The following is a 15,285-nucleotide window of genomic DNA, read 5'->3' as shown; positions in this document are numbered from 1 at the left end:
AGGGGATGGTCTGATGCCATTACGCTATCCAAATAATATCATTATGCTTAGGCGGAAATCACACCAAATTTGCCCGAAAGGCAAGAAAGATTATGTTTCGGACGTAAAATTGACGAAAAATGCCTATTTGTTGGGCGCAAACTAGGGGTGATGAGTTTTTGTGCGCCGAGAATGATTTTTCTTTGTCCGAGAATTCTGTTCTCTCTATTGAATAGAGATGTCATTTCAAATTGAAATGGATATCGATATGTAGCGGGTGCGCCCTCACTTAAGTGTGTCAGTGATCACGGCAGTTGGTGCAATCGACAGGAAATATCGAGCGCTCCGACTCTATTCTCAATGCATACCGCTGCCTCTTGACGGTGATCCGACGTGGCATCTCACATCCGAGCAAGGTCGATCGCGGCCTGGGCGAACGCCTGCGCCGTAGCCGCGAAGATAGGTCACGATGACACGATAGCCCGACTCGGCAAGAACCGGTGCCACATCGATATAGCTGTGGATGTCGTAGGGCCAGCCGTGCAGCAGAGGCGCGACGGGCCCCGACGACCGGGCCAGGCCCACTTCATGGACAGCTTAAGGGCTCGATCTGCCGCAGAGGCGTAGAGCGTCGGGCCCTGAGGCGCATTCTCGGTTCCTGGTTCGAACCTCCGAGCGCCGGAAGGAAATCGAGCTTCCGCTGATACGCAAACGGATCGTTCACGCTCAGCCACCCGGCGCCCCTCGGTCAAATATTTTTTGCGGTGCATATCCCTTCACCTGACGAACCGGGCTTGACTAAACGTTATTTGTCGTTTGTTATAACACTATACGAATTGCTCTACAGGAAGCCATACCATGACCGTGCACAGGACTTTGCGCCATTCCCTTTTTAGTCGTCTGGCGGACCCCTCGCTGGTGAGGCATCAAGCCTATGTCGGCGGAGAATGGATGAGTGCCGACAATGGCAGCACGATCACGGTGATCGATCCCGCTACGGCCCTTGAGATAGGCACTGTGCCGAACATGGGCTCTGATGAGACCCGCCGCGCCATCGAGATGGCAGAGGGGGCCCGGCAGGACTGGGCGGCTCTTGCAGCCAAGGACCGCGCCGCAGTGCTGCGCCGCTGGTTCGACCTCATGATCGCCAACCTTCCCGATCTCGCGGCCATCATGACGGCAGAGCAAGGCAAGCCGCTGGCCGAAAGCGAGGCCGAAATCCGCTATGCCGCCTCCTTTGTCGAGTGGTTCTCTGAGGAGGCCAAGCGCGCCTACGGCGACCTCATCCCCGCGCCCCGCGCCCATTCGCGCATCATGGTGCTCAAGCAGCCGATCGGGGTCGTCGCCGCTATTACGCCCTGGAACTTCCCTTCCGCCATGATCACCCGCAAATGTGCCCCGGCCTTTGCCGCTGGCTGCTCGGTCGTGGTGAAGCCGTCCGAATTCACGCCCTATTCGGCTCTGGCGCTGGCCGAGCTTGCCGAACGCGCCGGCCTTCCGAAGGGCGTCTTCAATATTGTCACGGGCGACGCCACCGCTATCGGCGGTGAGATGACCTCCAATCCGATCGTGCGCAAGATCAGCTTCACGGGCTCGACCCGCGTTGGCAAGCTGCTTCTGGAGCAGTCGGCCAATACGGTGAAGAAGGTAGCGATGGAACTCGGTGGCAACGCCCCACTCATCGTCTTCGACGACGCCGACCTCGACGTCGCCGTGCAAGGCGTCATCAACGCGAAATTCCGCAACACCGGACAGACCTGCATCTGCCCGAACCGCATCTATGTGCATGAAAACGTCCACGACGCCTTCGTAGCGCGCCTCTCGGCGGCAGTCGGCGCACTCAAGGTGGGCGACGGCTTCGTTGATGGCGTGCAGCAGGGTCCGCTGATCAACGAGGCGGCCGTCACGAAGGTGGAGCGCCATGTGGCGGATGCTCTGGGCAAGGGTGCCAAGGTCGTCGTCGGCGGCAAGCGCCACAACCTCGGCCAGACCTTCTTCGAGCCGACCGTGCTGACGAATGTCGATGCCACCATGCTCTTCGAGAGCGAGGAGACCTTCGGCCCCGTGGCCCCGGTTCAGCGCTTCTCGGACGAGAAGAGCGTCATCAAGGCCGCAAACGCCACCTCTTCCGGCCTTGCCGCCTATATCTTCACCCGCGATCTCGACCGCATGTGGCGGGTCGCCGAGCAGATTGAATCCGGCATTGTCGGCGTCAACGAAGGCCTGGTGTCGAACGAGGTTGCGCCCTTCGGCGGCGTGAAGGAATCCGGCATCGGCCGCGAAGGCTCGAAATACGGGATCGAGGAATTCCTCGAGCTGAAATACGTCTGCATCACCCAATCGGCAGCCTGACGGCCGGCCGGAAAACGCAGCTCGCAGGCAATGGTGCTTGCGGGCCTCATCTGAACGCGCATGAAAAGGGGAAATACGTGAAACTTGCGAATTCATTGAAACTGGGAGTTCTGGCCTGCGCTACCGCGCTTATGGGTGCGATGTCCTTCGCCGGCTCCGCACAGGCTGGCGCGGCGCTCGACGCCATCAAGGCCCGCGGCAATCTCGTCTGCGGCGTCGGCCAGGCCGTTCCGGGCTTCTCCGCACCGGCTGCCAATGGCGAACTCGCCGGCATCGACATCGACTACTGCAAGTCGATGGCCGCCGCCATTCTCGGCGACGCCTCCAAGGTAACCTATCGCCAGGCGTCCTACTCGGAACGTTTCGTGCTGCTGTCTTCCGGCGAAATCGACGTTCTGGCCCACGACACGACGACCACGCTCAACCGTGAAGGCGCCCAGAGCGCACGCTTCGCTTCGCCGAACTATTTCGACGGCTACACCTTCATGGTCTCGAAGTCCCTCGGCGTCGACAGCCCGGACCAGCTCGCTGACGCCACCGTCTGCATCCTGCAGGGTTCGACCTTTGAAGTGAACACCGAGAACTTCTTCAAGTCGCGCGGCCTGAACTATACGCCGCTCGTCCTTAGCGCCTGGGAACAGCTCGACGCTGCCTTCTTCGGCGGCCGCTGTGACGCATTCGGCGGCAACTACGGCAACCTCGCCGGCTCCCGCGCCGGCAACGGCAATGTCGACGACTACATCATCTTCCCGAACTTCATAACGCTGGAGCCCTATGCGCCGGCCGTGAAGAGCGGCGACGAAGAACTCTTCCTCATCGCCCGCTGGGTCATGTTCGCTCTCGTCGAAACCGAGCGTCTCGGCATCGCGCAGGCCAATGTCGCCGACCTCGCCAAGAACTCGCCCGATCCGGAAGTCAAGCAGCTCCTCGGCACGACCCCGGGCAACGGCAAGGACCTCGGCCTTTCCGAAGACTGGGTCGTCAAGATCGTCTCGTCCGTCGGCAATTACGGCGAGAGCTTCGAACGCAACCTTGGCAAGGCCTCGCCTCTCAAGCTCGACCGCGGTCTCAATGACCTGTGGACGAAGGGCGGCCTCATGTATGCAGCACCGTTGCGTTGATGCGTAGCGAGCGCCTTCAAAACGCGCTGTTTGTCGCGGCAGCTATCGCAGTTTTTGCGTGGCTGTCGCACAATCTTGCGTCCAACCTCGCCGCCCGCGGCGTCAGCATCGACTACGGTTTCCTCTGGAATGCCACGTCGTTCCCGATCGGCGAGTCGCTGATTTCCTTCGGTTCGGGCGACAGCTATTTCCGGGCCCTGCTCGTCGGTCTGCTCAACACCGTCAAGCTGGCCTTTGCAGCGATCGTGCTGTCCACCGTGCTCGGTCTTCTGATCGGCCTTGCGGGACGCACCGCCCATCCGCAGCTCCGCGCCCTCGCGAAAGCCTATATCGAGGTGACGCGCAACACGCCGCTGCTGCTCATTCTCGTCGTCTGCGCCACCGCCGTCCGCGTACTGCCGTCGCCGCGCCAGGCCTGGACCTTCGGGGAATCGATCTTCATTTCGAGCCGCGGCCTCTATATTCCGACGGTGCTGGTCGGTGATGCCGGACCAATTCTGGTCACCATCATTGTGCTCGCCCTTGTCTGCGGCTTCCTCTTCTGGCGCATCATGGTGCGCCGCCGTAACGAGACGGGCCATTTCCCGCGGCCCGCGACGAGCGGGTTGTTCCTGTCGATCGCCGCACTTGTCGGCGTCATCGTCTATGCGCTTGGCTGGGGCGAAATCCAGAAACCGACGCTCATGGGCTTCAATTTCCGCGGCGGCATGGGCATGACGCCGGAATATCTGGCAATGCTCGGGGGGCTTTCGTTCTATACGTCCGGCTTCATCGCCGAGATCGTCCGCGGCAGTCTCGCGGCGCTGCCGAAGGGCCAGTCGGAAGCGGCTCATTCACTAGGTCTCAGCCCCCTGCTGACGCTCTATCTGGTGCTGGCCCCGCAGGCGCTGCGGCTCATGCTGCCGCCACTCGCAAACCAGTATCTCAACGCCATCAAGAACACGACGCTGGCCGTTCTCATCGGCTATCCGGACCTGGTTTCCGTGGGCAACACCGCACTCAACCAGACCGGCCGGGCCATCGAGACCGTGTCCATCTATCTGCTGATCTACCTGTCGCTCAGCCTGGTGACCTCCGCAGTCATCCGCTGGCTGGAAAAGCGCGCGCAACTGGTGAAGTCATGAGCGAAATTACCGCGGCACTCCCTCGCCCCTCCAATGGCGGCCTCACCGGCTGGCTGCGCCCCTATTTCCATCCGTGGCCGCACGCCCTGCTGACGGTGGCGATTACCGGCAGCCTCTTCTACCTTCTCGCGCGCTTCTACCAGTGGACCGTCACCGACGCGGTCTTCGGGCAGGCGTCGCCCGAAACCTGCCGTGCGGCGGCTGGCGCCTGCTGGGCCTTCCTGCACGAGCGCTACCACATCATCCTCTTCGGCAGCTATCCGGCCGACCAGTACTGGCGCCCGACGCTTGCCGTCGTGCTAGTGCTCGCCATCCTCATCCTCAGCGGCTTCCGCCGCTTCTGGAAACCGGCTCTCGCGCTCGCCTGGATTGCGGTTATGGTGATCAGCCTGATCCTGATGGGCGGCGGCATCCTCGGCCTGCCTTCGGTTTCCACCAGCCGTTGGGGCGGCCTGCCGCTCACCGTCGGCCTGTCGGCCTTCGGCATCGTGCTGGCTCTTCCACTGTCGGTCTTCATCGTGCTTGGCCGCCGGTCGAAGGCTGCCGTCATCCGTCGTTTTTGCTCGCTCTATGTGGAAATCGTACGCGGCCTGCCGCTGATCGCGGTGCTGTTCATCGCCTCGACAATGCTGCCCTTCCTTCTCCCGGGCGGCAACCTCATCGACAATATTCTGCGTGCGCAGGTGGCGCTGATCCTGTTCCAGGCGGCCTATCTCGCCGAGGCGATCCGCGGCGGTCTCGAAGCGGTGCCGCGCGGCCAGTCGGAGGCCGGTCACAGCCTCGGCCTTTCCAATGGCCTGATCTCCCGCCTGATCGTGCTGCCGCAGGCTTTCCGCATCGCCCTGCCCGCGATCATCAATACCTTCATCGAGTCCATCAAGGACACGACGCTGATCAGCATCATCGGTCTCATCGACGTGCTTGGCGGAGCACGCGGAGCGATCGCCGACGGCGCCTGGCTCGGCTTCTATCGCGAGGCCTATCTCGTCGTCGGCGGCGCCTTCTTCGTCTTCTGCTTCATCCTCTCCATCCATTCCCGCCGCCTTGAGCGGGAGTTCGCCAACGAGAAGCATTGAGGATGGACGGCAAGGAGATATCGCAGGCGGATGGGGGCTTCATGCAGACCTACAAGACGCTTGTCCAGGATACGCTCAACGAGCAGATCTACCAGCAGATCAAGGAAAAGCTGATCATCGGGGAATTCCGCCCCGGGGACCGGCTGGTCCTGAGAAATCTCGCGGCGGCGCTTGGAACGAGCGTGGTTCCCGTCCGCGATGCGCTCCAGAAGCTCGAAAGCCTCGGGGCACTGCGTCTTGAACGCACCTTCGTCGTCCCCCTGCTGACCATCGCGGAACTCACGGAAATCCGCGATATCCGCGTCGCGCTCGAGGGTCTTTCCGCCGCCCGCGCGGCACGGGCAGCAACGCCCGAGACACTCGCGGGCCTGCGCGTCCATTTCGACGCCATGACCGAGGCTGCGCACGCCAACGACACCAGCCGGTTCCTGCGCGCCAATGCCCGCTTCCACCTGCATATCGCTGACATGAGCAACTCGCCGATCCTGCGCGACATGATCGAACCGCTGTGGCTGCGCATGGGGCCCTCGGTGCGCCTCGCCAAGGCCGAGCCCGGGAAGCTGACCGACGCCATTCCCGACCACGAGACGGCATTTGCGGCAATATCTGCAAACGACGCCACTGGTGCCCGCAAGGCCGTGGTGTCCGATGTTGTCAACTGTTTCGGTATCCTCGCGGACGCCTTCCAGGGAGCGGACGAATGACCGCGCGATTCGACACCGCCGAAGCCGAGGCCGTCGTCCTCCGCCATTTCGGCGTCAGTGGTCGCGCGAGCGAACTTGGCGGCGAACGCACCCAGAACTTCCGCATCCGAACGCCAATGGGCACCACCTTCACGCTCAAGGTCTCGGACCCACAGGAGAGCGCGGACGGCACTTTGCTTGAAAGTGCCGCACTTCAGCACATAGAGCACACCGCCCCGAACATAGCGGCGCCGCGTGTCGTGCCCGCCCTCACCGGCGAAGGTTCCGTTTTCCTCGGGGCCGAGGACGGCCGCTACCTGCGACTGCTGACCTATCTCGAAGGCACGCCGTTGTCCTTCATCGACGCACCGACGCCGGCGCTGCGCCATGCCATCGGAGAGGCCGTCGCCCGCCTCGACGCGGCGCTCGCAAGCTTCGACCATCCCTTCTCGCGCCAGCGCGATCTCATCTGGGACGTCAAGAACATCGCCCGCCTGCGCCCCTCCCTGATACTGATCGACGAGAAGCGCCGGCCGCTTGCCGAGGCGATGCTCGACCGCTTCGAGACGGTCGCGAGACCGCATATCGCCGTGCTGCCCGCGCAGGCCGTGCATAGCGACATGAACGGCCAGAACATCCTCGTCGACAGCGATGCGAGGGACCGTCTTGCGGGCTTTCTCGATTTCGGCGACCTCGTCCACGCGCCCCGCCTCGTCGATCTCGCCGGCGCGGCGTTGCTGCAGGTTCGCGCTGACGAGGACGATCTGCAAAATGCCGCCGACGTTGTCCGCGCCTACCACCAGGCCTCGCCACTGCAGGATGTGGAGATCGAGCTTCTGCTGGAATTCATGATCGCGCGCTGCGTCGTCAACGTCGTGGTCACGGAGTTTCTTGCGGACCGCGACCCGGCCAACCGCCCCTATATCATGAAGAACAACCCCGCCTCCTGGATGCGGCTGGAGCGGCTGTCGTCGCTTTCGCGAAATCCATTCAGGAATCCCCTCTAGAGAACGAAGGTGCATGCCATGAGCGTACCCGTGATGATCAATGCGTTCGACAGCAGGAACGCCGCCAACCTGGACGAGCGCACGCGCGACCTCGTGGAGCGCCGCCAGCGCGTTCTCGGCCAGCCCTATCGCATGTTCTACGAGGAGCCGGTCCATTTCGACTGGGCAAGCGGCGTGCGTCTCTACGATGCCGCGGGCAATGCCTATCTTGACGCCTATAACAACGTGCCCTGCGTCGGCCATTGCCACCCGCGCGTCGTTGCGGCCATCGCCGAGCAGGCCGCGCGGCTCAATGTGCACACGCGCTATCTCGACGAGAGCATCGTCGGCTATGCCGAGCGGTTGCTCGGCCATTTCCCCGCCGAGACCAACCGGCTGATGCTGACTTGCACCGGCAGCGAGGCCAACGACCTTGCTCTGCGCATCGCCCGTAACCACACCGGCGGCACCGGCTTCATCGTCACCGCCAATGCCTATCACGGCATCAGCCACGCGATTGCCGCCATATCCCCCTCACTCGGCCTGAACGTGCCGCTGGCCGTGGACGTGCGCACCGTCGCAGCCCCCGATCCGCGCCTTGCCGGTTCGCCGGAAGAGGTCGGCGCCTTCTTCGAGCGTGAGGTGCGGGCCGCCATCGCCGACATGCAGCGCCACGGCATTCGTCCCGCTGCACTTCTGGTGGACACGATCTTCTCCAGCGACGGCGTCTTCGCCGAGCCGGCTGGCTTCCTTGCCGGCGCAGTCGACGCGATCCGCGAGGCGGGCGGCCTCTTCATCGCCGACGAGGTGCAGGCGGGCTTCGGCCGCATGGGCTCGCATATGTGGGGCTTTCAGCGTCACGGGATCGTGCCCGACCTCGTTACAATGGGCAAACCCATGGGTAACGGCTACCCGATCGCCGGCGTGGTGGCGCGCGAGGAGGTGCTGGAGCGTTTCGCCCGCGAAGCGCGTTACTTCAACACCTTCGGCGGCAATCCCGTCGCCTGCGCCGCCGCCACCGCCGTCCTCGATATCATCAGGGACGAGGACCTGCTGGCGAATGCGTCCAGCGTCGGTGCGTATATGATGGCCGGCTTCGAGGCGCTGGCAAGTCGCCACGCCGCCATCGGCGAAATCCGCGGCCAAGGTCTGTTTCTCGGCGTCGATATTCTGAGCGCTGACGGTTCGCCCTCCCCCCGCATAGCAGGCGACCTCGTCAACGCCCTGCGTCGCCGCCGCGTGCTCATCAGCGCATCGGGACCGCTCGGCCATGTCCTGAAGATCAGGCCGCCGCTGCCCTTCTCCATCGCCGATGCGGACGAACTGGTGCAGGTCTGCGACGAGGTGCTGACCACCCTTTGAGCCGCATAGCGCGGAATAGAGATCAACCGCGCCGCCGAGGAGGCAAGGCGCAGCAATGCAGGAGGATGCTCGAATGGCGGGCGAAAATATCATACGTTCTGACGATCTTCAGGTCGACACCACGAAAATGCAGGTCTCGGCGACCGATGTCGCCATCGCGATCGAAAAGATGCACAAGTGGTACGGCGAGTACCATGTTCTCAGGGATATCGACCTCAAGGTCATGAAGGGCGAGCGCATCGTCATTTGCGGCCCCTCGGGTTCCGGCAAGTCGACGATGATCCGCTGCATCAACCGCCTGGAAGAACACCAGAAGGGCCGGATCGCCGTCGACGGCATCGAACTCAACGATGACCTGAAGAAGATCGACGAAGTGCGCCGCGAGGTTGGCATGGTGTTCCAGCACTTCAACCTTTTCCCGCACCTGACGATCCTTGAAAACTGCACGCTTGCCCCGATCTGGGTGCGCAAGGTTCCGAAGAAGGAAGCCGAAGAGATCGCGATGCACTATCTGAAGCGCGTCAAGATTCCGGAACAGGCCCACAAGTATCCCGGCCAGCTTTCCGGCGGCCAGCAGCAGCGCGTGGCGATCGCCCGTTCGCTCTGCATGAAGCCGAAGATCATGCTCTTCGACGAGCCCACCTCCGCACTCGATCCGGAAATGGTGAAAGAAGTGCTCGACACCATGGTGTCGCTCGCCGAGGAAGGCATGACCATGCTGTGCGTGACGCACGAAATGGGCTTTGCCCGCCAGGTCGCCAACCGCGTCATCTTCATGGACCAGGGCCAGATCGTCGAAGAAAACACGCCCGCCGCCTTCTTCGACAATCCGCAGCACGAGCGGACGAAGCTCTTCCTCAGCCAGATCCTGCACTAGGATCGCACCATCACATCACAGACAGCCGCCAAGGGGAGCATTCATGCAACGATACCGTTATACGGACCTTATGGAATTCTCCACGCGGCTGCTCAACCGAGCTGGCCTTGCACACGAGCGGGCGGAAACCGTCGGCTCGCTGTTCCTCGAGGCCGATCTGCTCGGCTACTCGACCCACGGCATGCAGCGCTTGCCGACGAATATCGAGTGGCTGCTCAGCGGAGAAACGCGCCGGGACGGTGTCCACGAGGTTCTGAGCGCTGCACGCAGCAGCGAGGTCTGGGATGCACAGTTCCTGCCCGGCCCGTGGATCACGGCCAAGGCGGTGGACCGCGCCTGCAACATCGCGGAGGCGGAAGGGACCGGAACCGTGGTCATCCGTCGGGCACAGCACATCGCCTGCCTGGCGAGCTACCTGGAACGCGCAACTCGACGCGGCATCATGGTGATGATCACGGCGAGCACGCCAACCGAGGCGGTCGTGGTGCCTCACGGCGGATTGAGCCGAGTCTTTTCCTGCAATCCGATTGCCGCAGGCATTCCGACAGACCGGGATCCCATTCTGATCGATACGACGGCCGCGATGTCCGCGCAGGGACCTTTGAACCGCAGCTACCGGCTCGGGAAGAAGCTGCCGCTGCCCATGATCGTCTCGCAAAGCGGAGAGATCACCGACGATCCTGCCGAATTCCTTGAGAGAAATGGCGGCATCCTGCCGATCGGAGGCCCCGGGCAAGGATACAAGGGCTTCAGCATTGCCCTTCTCACCGAAGCGCTTTCCGGGGCGCTCGGTGGTTTCGGCCGAGCTTCGCAGACGGGTGACAGCGAGGCCAATGGAGTCTTCGTACAGGCGATCGACCCCGCCCATTTCGCTGGCCGTACAGCATTCGAACACGAAATGGGGAAGCTTGCCGAGCAATGCAGAGCAAGTGCGGTGGCTCCCGGCCACGACCCTGTGCGCATCCCCGGAGATCGATCGCTTGCCCTGAAGCGCGACCAGCTCGAAAACGGCGTTGGGCTCATCGATACGATCGTTGAGGATATCCGGCCGTGGGCAATCAAGCTCGATTGCTCCTTCCCCGGCGCCATCTAAAAAGGCGTTCGTGGCGCCTCCACCGTTCAACGAGGAAGAGGCGCTACGGTGTCAATAGTCTCAGTCGAACGAAGCGAGGACGGCGGCTGCGATGGTATCCGTCTTGTCCTGGCCCGGCGTAATGCCGATTCCCCGCGCGGTCGTCCGCTCGATGGCGGCCATGACGCGGGCCGCGGCATCGCGCTCGCCCAGATGATCGAGCATCATGGCGCCGGACCAGATGGCGGCGATCGGGTTTGCAATGCCGAGATGGGCAATGTCAGGCGCGGAGCCGTGCACCGGTTCGAACATCGAGGGTGCGCTTCGGTCGGGATTGATGTTGGCCGAAGCGGCAAAGCCGAGCCCGCCTTGGATCGCCGCGCCGAGATCGGTCAGGATGTCACCGAAGAGGTTCGAGGCGACGATGACATCAAGGCTGTCCGGCGCCATCACCATACGGGCCGCCATGGCATCGATATGATAGCTGGTGACTTCGACATCGGAATATTCGGCCGCGAGTTGCCGGGTGATCTCGTCCCAGAACACCATCGAATATTTCTGCGCGTTGGACTTGGTGACGGAAGCGAGCTTGCCGCGACGGCTACGGGCCTGCTCGAAGCCGAAACGCAAGATCCGCTCGACGCCCGTGCGCGTGAAGATGGAAGTCTCCACCGCCACCTCGTCCGCCGTGCCCTGATGGACGCGACCCCCCGCGCCGGAATACTCACCTTCCGTGTTTTCGCGGATGCAGAGGATATCGAAGCCCTCGGCCCGCAGCGGCCCCTTGACGCCCGGCAGCAGACGATGCGGCCGGATATTGGCATACTGCACGAAGGCCTTGCGGATCGGCAGCAGGAGACCGTGCAGCGAAACGGAATCGGGAACTTCGGCCGGCCAGCCGACAGCGCCGAGCAGGATGGCGTCGAAGGCACGCAGCGTCTCGATGCCGTCGGTCGGCATCATCGCGCCGGTTTCCCTGTAGAAGGCGCAGGACCACGGCAGCGCCGTGCCCGCCAGCCTGAAATCGCTGCCTGCAGCCTTTTCGAGAACTGCCCAGGCCGCTTTGGTCACGGCTGTGCCGATGCCGTCGCCAGGAATGAGCGCGATCGAATAGGTCTTCATGGGATTGGTTCTCCGGGTCAGGCAGGCAAAAGATGGAAGAACAGAGCGCCGCGATCGACGCGGCGCTCTTCAATGCGTCAGTTCAGGTCTTCGGCGGCGCACCACTGCGCGGTGTCGTCGAGCGCCTTGCGCAGACGCTTCACGGTCTCGTTCACCTGCTCCTCGTTGATGACGAGCGGCGGGCAGAGCGCGACGACGTCGCCGATGGCGCGGACGATCAGGCCGTGCTCATGGCCGGCCGCAAACGCGCGAGCGCCTGCCTTGCCGGCAGTGGCGAACGGACGGCGCGTCTCCTTGTCCGCAACCATTTCGATGCCGGCGATGAGGCCCGCACCGCGCACTTCGCCCACCAGCGGATGGTCCGCCAGTTCCGCCAGGCGCGTCTGAAAGATGCGGCCCATGCGGGCGGCGTTGCCGATGAGGTCCCGCTCTTCGATGATCTTGAGGTTCTCAAGACCGACGGCGGTCGCGACCGGGTGACCCGACGCGGTAAAGCCGTGTCCGAAGGTGCCGATCTTCGCCGTGTTGTCGGCGATCGCATTGTAGACCGCTTCGGTGAAGACGACAGCGGCGAGCGGCATGTAGGACGAGGTCAGCTGCTTCGACATGACCATGATATCAGGCGTAAAGCCATAATGTTCGCAGCCGAAGGTCGTGCCGAGACGGCCGAAGCCACAGATCACCTCGTCGGCGATGAGCAGGATGTCGTACTTGCGGCAGAGCGCCTCGATACCCTTCCAGTAGCCGGCCGGCGGAGGCATGACGCCGCCGGCAGCCATCAGCGGCTCACCGATGAATCCGGCAATGGTTTCCGGGCCTTCCTCGAGGATCACCGCTTCGGCTTCGGCAATCAGGCGCTCGGCGAACTGCGCCTCGGTCTCGCCCGGCAGGCCGTAGCGATAATAGTGCGGGCAGGTCAGGTGGCGGACCGGGATGGCCGGAAGGTCGAAGTCGCGGTGGTTGTTCGGCAGACCCGTCAGGCTGCCTGAAGCGATGGTGATGCCGTGGTAGCCGCGCGTGCGGGCGAGGAACTTTTTCTTCTGCGGCCGGCCGAGCGCATTGTTCATGTACCACACCATCTTGATCATGGTGTCGTTGGCTTCGGAACCGGAACTGGTGAAGAAGACACGGGTCAGCGGCTCGGGCGTCATCTCGACGATCTTCTCGGAGAGACGGATGGAGGGCTCATGCGACTTGTGGCTGAACGTATGGTAGTAGGGCAGCTTGGCCATTTGTTCGGCCGCGACCTTGACTAGACGCGGCTCGTCAAAGCCAATGGCAACCGACCAGAGACCCGCGAGGCCTTCGATATACTCCTTGCCCGCGTCGTCATAGATGTAGATTCCCTTGCCGTGGTCAACGATTAGCGGACCCTGGCGCTCATGCGCACGGGCATCCGTGTAGGGATGCAGGGTCGTCGTGATGTCCGCGTGGGCCAAAGAATTGGAGAGCTTGCCGCTCATGGTCTGTTCCTCCTTGGGGCGTTTCCGCGAGTGCGCGGAACCCCGGCGGCGGACGCAAGGCCTCCGCCGCTCGCATGTTTGTCTTGACATCCTCGCGGATGACCGTTCGGAAACCGAAGGCGGCCTGACAGGCGCCCGCCTTCAGCGGTGGCAGTGGCACGCCGCACGCTCGCCCGTCATCGCCCCGGAAATCCGGCGCGACAGCGTCGTCGAATACGGCTCGATGACGATTTGCGACAGATGAAGCCTGAACGCGACTACAATCTCGGCAACGCGCGCCTAGATTGTGGTGGCGTCCTATCCTAGAATGGACCGCTTCCGGCTAAAGAAGGCACTGTCCTTTCTTCTGTCTAGTGTTATAACACAGTAAACATGCCTTCCCATGTTTTTGGTGTCAAGCCACATGTTGGGTGTTATGACGAGTTGCGCACAAAGGGAGAGCCTAATTGACGAGCCGTGAAATCCCGTATGATGGAGCCAACGCGCCGGAACTGTCTCCGGTCTCCCGGGACATGTTGCACGAGCAGATCTACGAGATGCTGAAGCGCAACCTGATGATGGGGCGCTTCATGCCCGGGCAGAAGCTTCCCCTCCGAGGGCTGGCAAAAAGCCTCGGCACCAGCCTGATGCCAGTCCGTGACGCGCTCCAGAGATTGGAAAGTGTCGGCAGCGTTGTATCGACGCCCAACAGAACGATGATGGTGCCGATCTTCACCAGCAAGCAATTGCAGGATATCCGCATCTTGCGCTCGATCCTTGAAAGCGCCGCACTTGAGCGTGCCGTGGAAAACCATACGGACGAAGAACTCGGGAGGTTGAAAGTCCACGTCATCGATATTTGCCGCTCGGCGGAAATTGACGATCTCGACCTCTTCCTCGAAGCCAACTACCACTTCCACATGCTGATCGCCGAAATGAGCCGCCTGTCCTTCATCGGCCAGCTTCTGGAACCGCTGTGGATGCATATCGGGCCGTCCGTACGTCACTCGGTACCCAACAAAACGCTTTTCCATAGTTCAGCCCAGAACCACAAGGACGTCTACGACGCGATCGTCGCCGGAGATGCAAAGGCCGCGAACGAAGCGCTCCAGCGAGACATTTCTGAAGGCTACAATTTTTGAAGCACCTCTCACCACTTTGGCGATGTATCCGTATGCATCTGAGACTAACACCAGTTCCCACCCGTCGATGAGAGGCTGGAATCGCCGCAGCGAGTTCTCGTCAAGCTAGCCATCGGGCTGGACGCAGAGGCGATGGTCTTGAGAGGATTCGGACCGCAGACCACCCCGCGGCGAATAGCTATGTCCTTACAATTCTTGTCTTCGTTGCTCGCCGGCACGGGGCGCATAGCCGCTCGATCGAGTTATTGGAGCCGGAACATTTTCCACAAGAGGCACGGCCCCGCTTGGTGCGGGATCGCACTCGCTCAAATATCAGTATGCGCCGCTACTTCCAGCATGGCATGTTCCGTATTGGGCGGCTCGAGCAATTCATCTGTTGCTCAATTGCCTTTACTTCCACTCGTAGGATCGCTCCATGTAATGCGGCCGTTCCGCGACAAGGGCAGATGAGTTTATCGTCGCTGCAGCAAACTGCAGCGCATCTGCTTCGTCATTGAACCCAATGAAAACCATCAGCATCGATCGGGTCACTGGCTGCCCTTTTTTTCGATACGAGAAGTTCACTGCGCAGTGTGGGTACCGTGCATCAATTACACTCGACCCTTTACGTCCGTTTGTCTCGACCGTCAGGGCAAGGAACTGACCGAGGGCAAAAAACCGATCAATCGCTGAGAAGGCCGATCCCTGTGAAATTTGCTGATTCGCCCCTGCAGCGGAGCGCCCATAGTACAGGCTGTCTGTCTGACCTTTGCGCCTTGTCGTCTCGTAGACGATGAGGCCACCGGCTGCGGCCAACTCCAGCCGAACATTGAAGGTTTGAAAGTCTTCAGGACGGCGATCCAGCTCGGAAAACAACGCCCTCAAATTCGCGATATAGTCAGCGTATAGCGCTATCATAGAGCCTCATCTGGTTCCAAGGTCGGTGCCGAACACATCGCGTCGTCGGG

Annotated in this window: 13 protein-coding genes and 1 pseudogene; 10 read left to right on the top strand and 4 right to left on the bottom strand. The window is 62.1% G+C overall.

Annotated elements, in window-relative coordinates; genetic code table 11:
- Positions 1–423 precede the first annotated feature (423 nt).
- A pseudogene (locus J2Y48_RS12050) lies at positions 424–549 on the bottom strand (alpha/beta fold hydrolase); the annotation flags it as partial.
- 381 nt (positions 550–930) lie between these two features.
- Here J2Y48_RS12050 and J2Y48_RS12045 point away from each other — a divergent pair.
- The 9 genes from J2Y48_RS12045 to J2Y48_RS12005 all read left to right on the top strand — a co-directional run bounded on the left by J2Y48_RS12045 (position 931) and on the right by J2Y48_RS12005 (position 10,653).
- Entirely contained in the window at positions 931–2,331 is a 1,401-nt protein-coding gene (locus tag J2Y48_RS12045; RefSeq protein ID WP_405030212.1) for an NAD-dependent succinate-semialdehyde dehydrogenase, read from the top strand.
- 77 nt (positions 2,332–2,408) lie between these two features.
- Positions 2,409–3,452 (top strand): transporter substrate-binding domain-containing protein, encoded by a 1,044-nt coding sequence (locus tag J2Y48_RS12040; protein WP_310417721.1) that lies wholly within the window; start codon positions 2,409–2,411, stop codon positions 3,450–3,452.
- Positions 3,452–4,576 carry an ABC transporter permease subunit gene (locus J2Y48_RS12035; protein ID WP_310417717.1) on the top strand — a complete coding sequence of 375 codons (1,125 nt, stop codon included), beginning with the start codon at positions 3,452–3,454 and terminating at the stop codon, positions 4,574–4,576. The genes J2Y48_RS12040 and J2Y48_RS12035 overlap by 1 nt, the downstream gene beginning before the upstream one ends.
- Entirely contained in the window at positions 4,573–5,652 is a 1,080-nt protein-coding gene (locus tag J2Y48_RS12030) for an amino acid ABC transporter permease (protein WP_310417714.1), read from the top strand. The genes J2Y48_RS12035 and J2Y48_RS12030 overlap by 4 nt, the downstream gene beginning before the upstream one ends.
- A gap of 2 nt (positions 5,653–5,654) precedes the next feature.
- On the top strand, positions 5,655–6,356 hold the full coding sequence (locus tag J2Y48_RS12025; protein WP_310417711.1) for a GntR family transcriptional regulator: 702 nt from the start codon (positions 5,655–5,657) through the stop codon (positions 6,354–6,356).
- The gene (locus J2Y48_RS12020; RefSeq protein WP_310417708.1) at positions 6,353–7,342 is read left to right on the top strand and encodes a phosphotransferase; all 990 of its coding nucleotides are present in this window, start codon (positions 6,353–6,355) and stop codon (positions 7,340–7,342) included. Before J2Y48_RS12025 ends, J2Y48_RS12020 begins: the two co-directional genes overlap by 4 nt.
- Before the next feature lie 18 nt (positions 7,343–7,360).
- Positions 7,361–8,683, top strand: coding sequence for an aspartate aminotransferase family protein (locus J2Y48_RS12015; protein WP_310417707.1), 1,323 nt, complete (start codon positions 7,361–7,363; stop codon positions 8,681–8,683).
- A gap of 73 nt (positions 8,684–8,756) precedes the next feature.
- Positions 8,757–9,560, top strand: coding sequence for an amino acid ABC transporter ATP-binding protein (locus J2Y48_RS12010; protein WP_310417704.1), 804 nt, complete (start codon positions 8,757–8,759; stop codon positions 9,558–9,560).
- 43 nt (positions 9,561–9,603) lie between these two features.
- Positions 9,604–10,653, top strand: a complete 1,050-nt coding sequence (locus tag J2Y48_RS12005; protein WP_310417701.1) for an Ldh family oxidoreductase — start codon at positions 9,604–9,606, stop codon at positions 10,651–10,653.
- Positions 10,654–10,713: 60 nt separating this feature from the next.
- On the opposite strand, the gene J2Y48_RS12000 is transcribed toward J2Y48_RS12005, so the two are convergent.
- Both J2Y48_RS12000 and J2Y48_RS11995 read right to left on the bottom strand, forming a co-directional pair.
- On the bottom strand, positions 10,714–11,754 hold the full coding sequence (locus J2Y48_RS12000; protein ID WP_310417698.1) for a tartrate dehydrogenase: 1,041 nt from the start codon (positions 11,752–11,754) through the stop codon (positions 10,714–10,716).
- Between the two features lie 77 nt (positions 11,755–11,831).
- The gene (locus tag J2Y48_RS11995) at positions 11,832–13,217 is read right to left on the bottom strand and encodes an aspartate aminotransferase family protein (protein WP_310417696.1); all 1,386 of its coding nucleotides are present in this window, start codon (positions 13,215–13,217) and stop codon (positions 11,832–11,834) included.
- Positions 13,218–13,663: 446 nt separating this feature from the next.
- On the opposite strand from J2Y48_RS11995, the gene J2Y48_RS11990 reads away from it, so the two are divergent.
- Entirely contained in the window at positions 13,664–14,338 is a 675-nt protein-coding gene (locus tag J2Y48_RS11990) for a GntR family transcriptional regulator (protein WP_310417693.1), read from the top strand.
- 390 nt (positions 14,339–14,728) lie between these two features.
- On the opposite strand, the gene J2Y48_RS11985 is transcribed toward J2Y48_RS11990, so the two are convergent.
- Complete coding sequence (locus J2Y48_RS11985) at positions 14,729–15,235, bottom strand: hypothetical protein (RefSeq protein ID WP_310417690.1); 507 nt, start codon at positions 15,233–15,235, stop codon at positions 14,729–14,731.
- Between the last annotated feature and the right edge of the window lie 50 nt (positions 15,236–15,285).

It is taken from the genome of Mycoplana sp. BE70 (assembly GCF_031455855.1).
Lineage (GTDB): Bacteria > Pseudomonadota > Alphaproteobacteria > Rhizobiales > Rhizobiaceae > Mycoplana.
Note: the sequence above shows the minus strand (reverse complement) of the source record. Positions and strands in the feature narration are given on the sequence as shown.

Excerpts from the sequence above, each read along its gene's own strand:
- J2Y48_RS12045 (WP_405030212.1), top strand. The coding sequence starts at position 931 with ATGAGTGCCGACAATGGCAGCACGATCACGGTGATCGATCCCGCTACG.
- J2Y48_RS12035 (WP_310417717.1), top strand. The coding sequence starts at position 3,452 with ATGCGTAGCGAGCGCCTTCAAAACGCGCTGTTTGTCGCGGCAGCTATC.
- J2Y48_RS12030 (WP_310417714.1), top strand. The coding sequence starts at position 4,573 with ATGAGCGAAATTACCGCGGCACTCCCTCGCCCCTCCAATGGCGGCCTC.
- J2Y48_RS12025 (WP_310417711.1), top strand. The coding sequence starts at position 5,655 with ATGGACGGCAAGGAGATATCGCAGGCGGATGGGGGCTTCATGCAGACC.
- J2Y48_RS12020 (WP_310417708.1), top strand. The coding sequence starts at position 6,353 with ATGACCGCGCGATTCGACACCGCCGAAGCCGAGGCCGTCGTCCTCCGC.
- J2Y48_RS12015 (WP_310417707.1), top strand. The coding sequence starts at position 7,361 with ATGAGCGTACCCGTGATGATCAATGCGTTCGACAGCAGGAACGCCGCC.
- J2Y48_RS12010 (WP_310417704.1), top strand. The coding sequence starts at position 8,757 with ATGGCGGGCGAAAATATCATACGTTCTGACGATCTTCAGGTCGACACC.
- J2Y48_RS12005 (WP_310417701.1), top strand. The coding sequence starts at position 9,604 with ATGCAACGATACCGTTATACGGACCTTATGGAATTCTCCACGCGGCTG.
- J2Y48_RS12000 (WP_310417698.1), bottom strand. The coding sequence starts at position 11,754 with ATGAAGACCTATTCGATCGCGCTCATTCCTGGCGACGGCATCGGCACA.
- J2Y48_RS11995 (WP_310417696.1), bottom strand. The coding sequence starts at position 13,217 with ATGAGCGGCAAGCTCTCCAATTCTTTGGCCCACGCGGACATCACGACG.
- J2Y48_RS11985 (WP_310417690.1), bottom strand. The coding sequence starts at position 15,235 with ATGATAGCGCTATACGCTGACTATATCGCGAATTTGAGGGCGTTGTTT.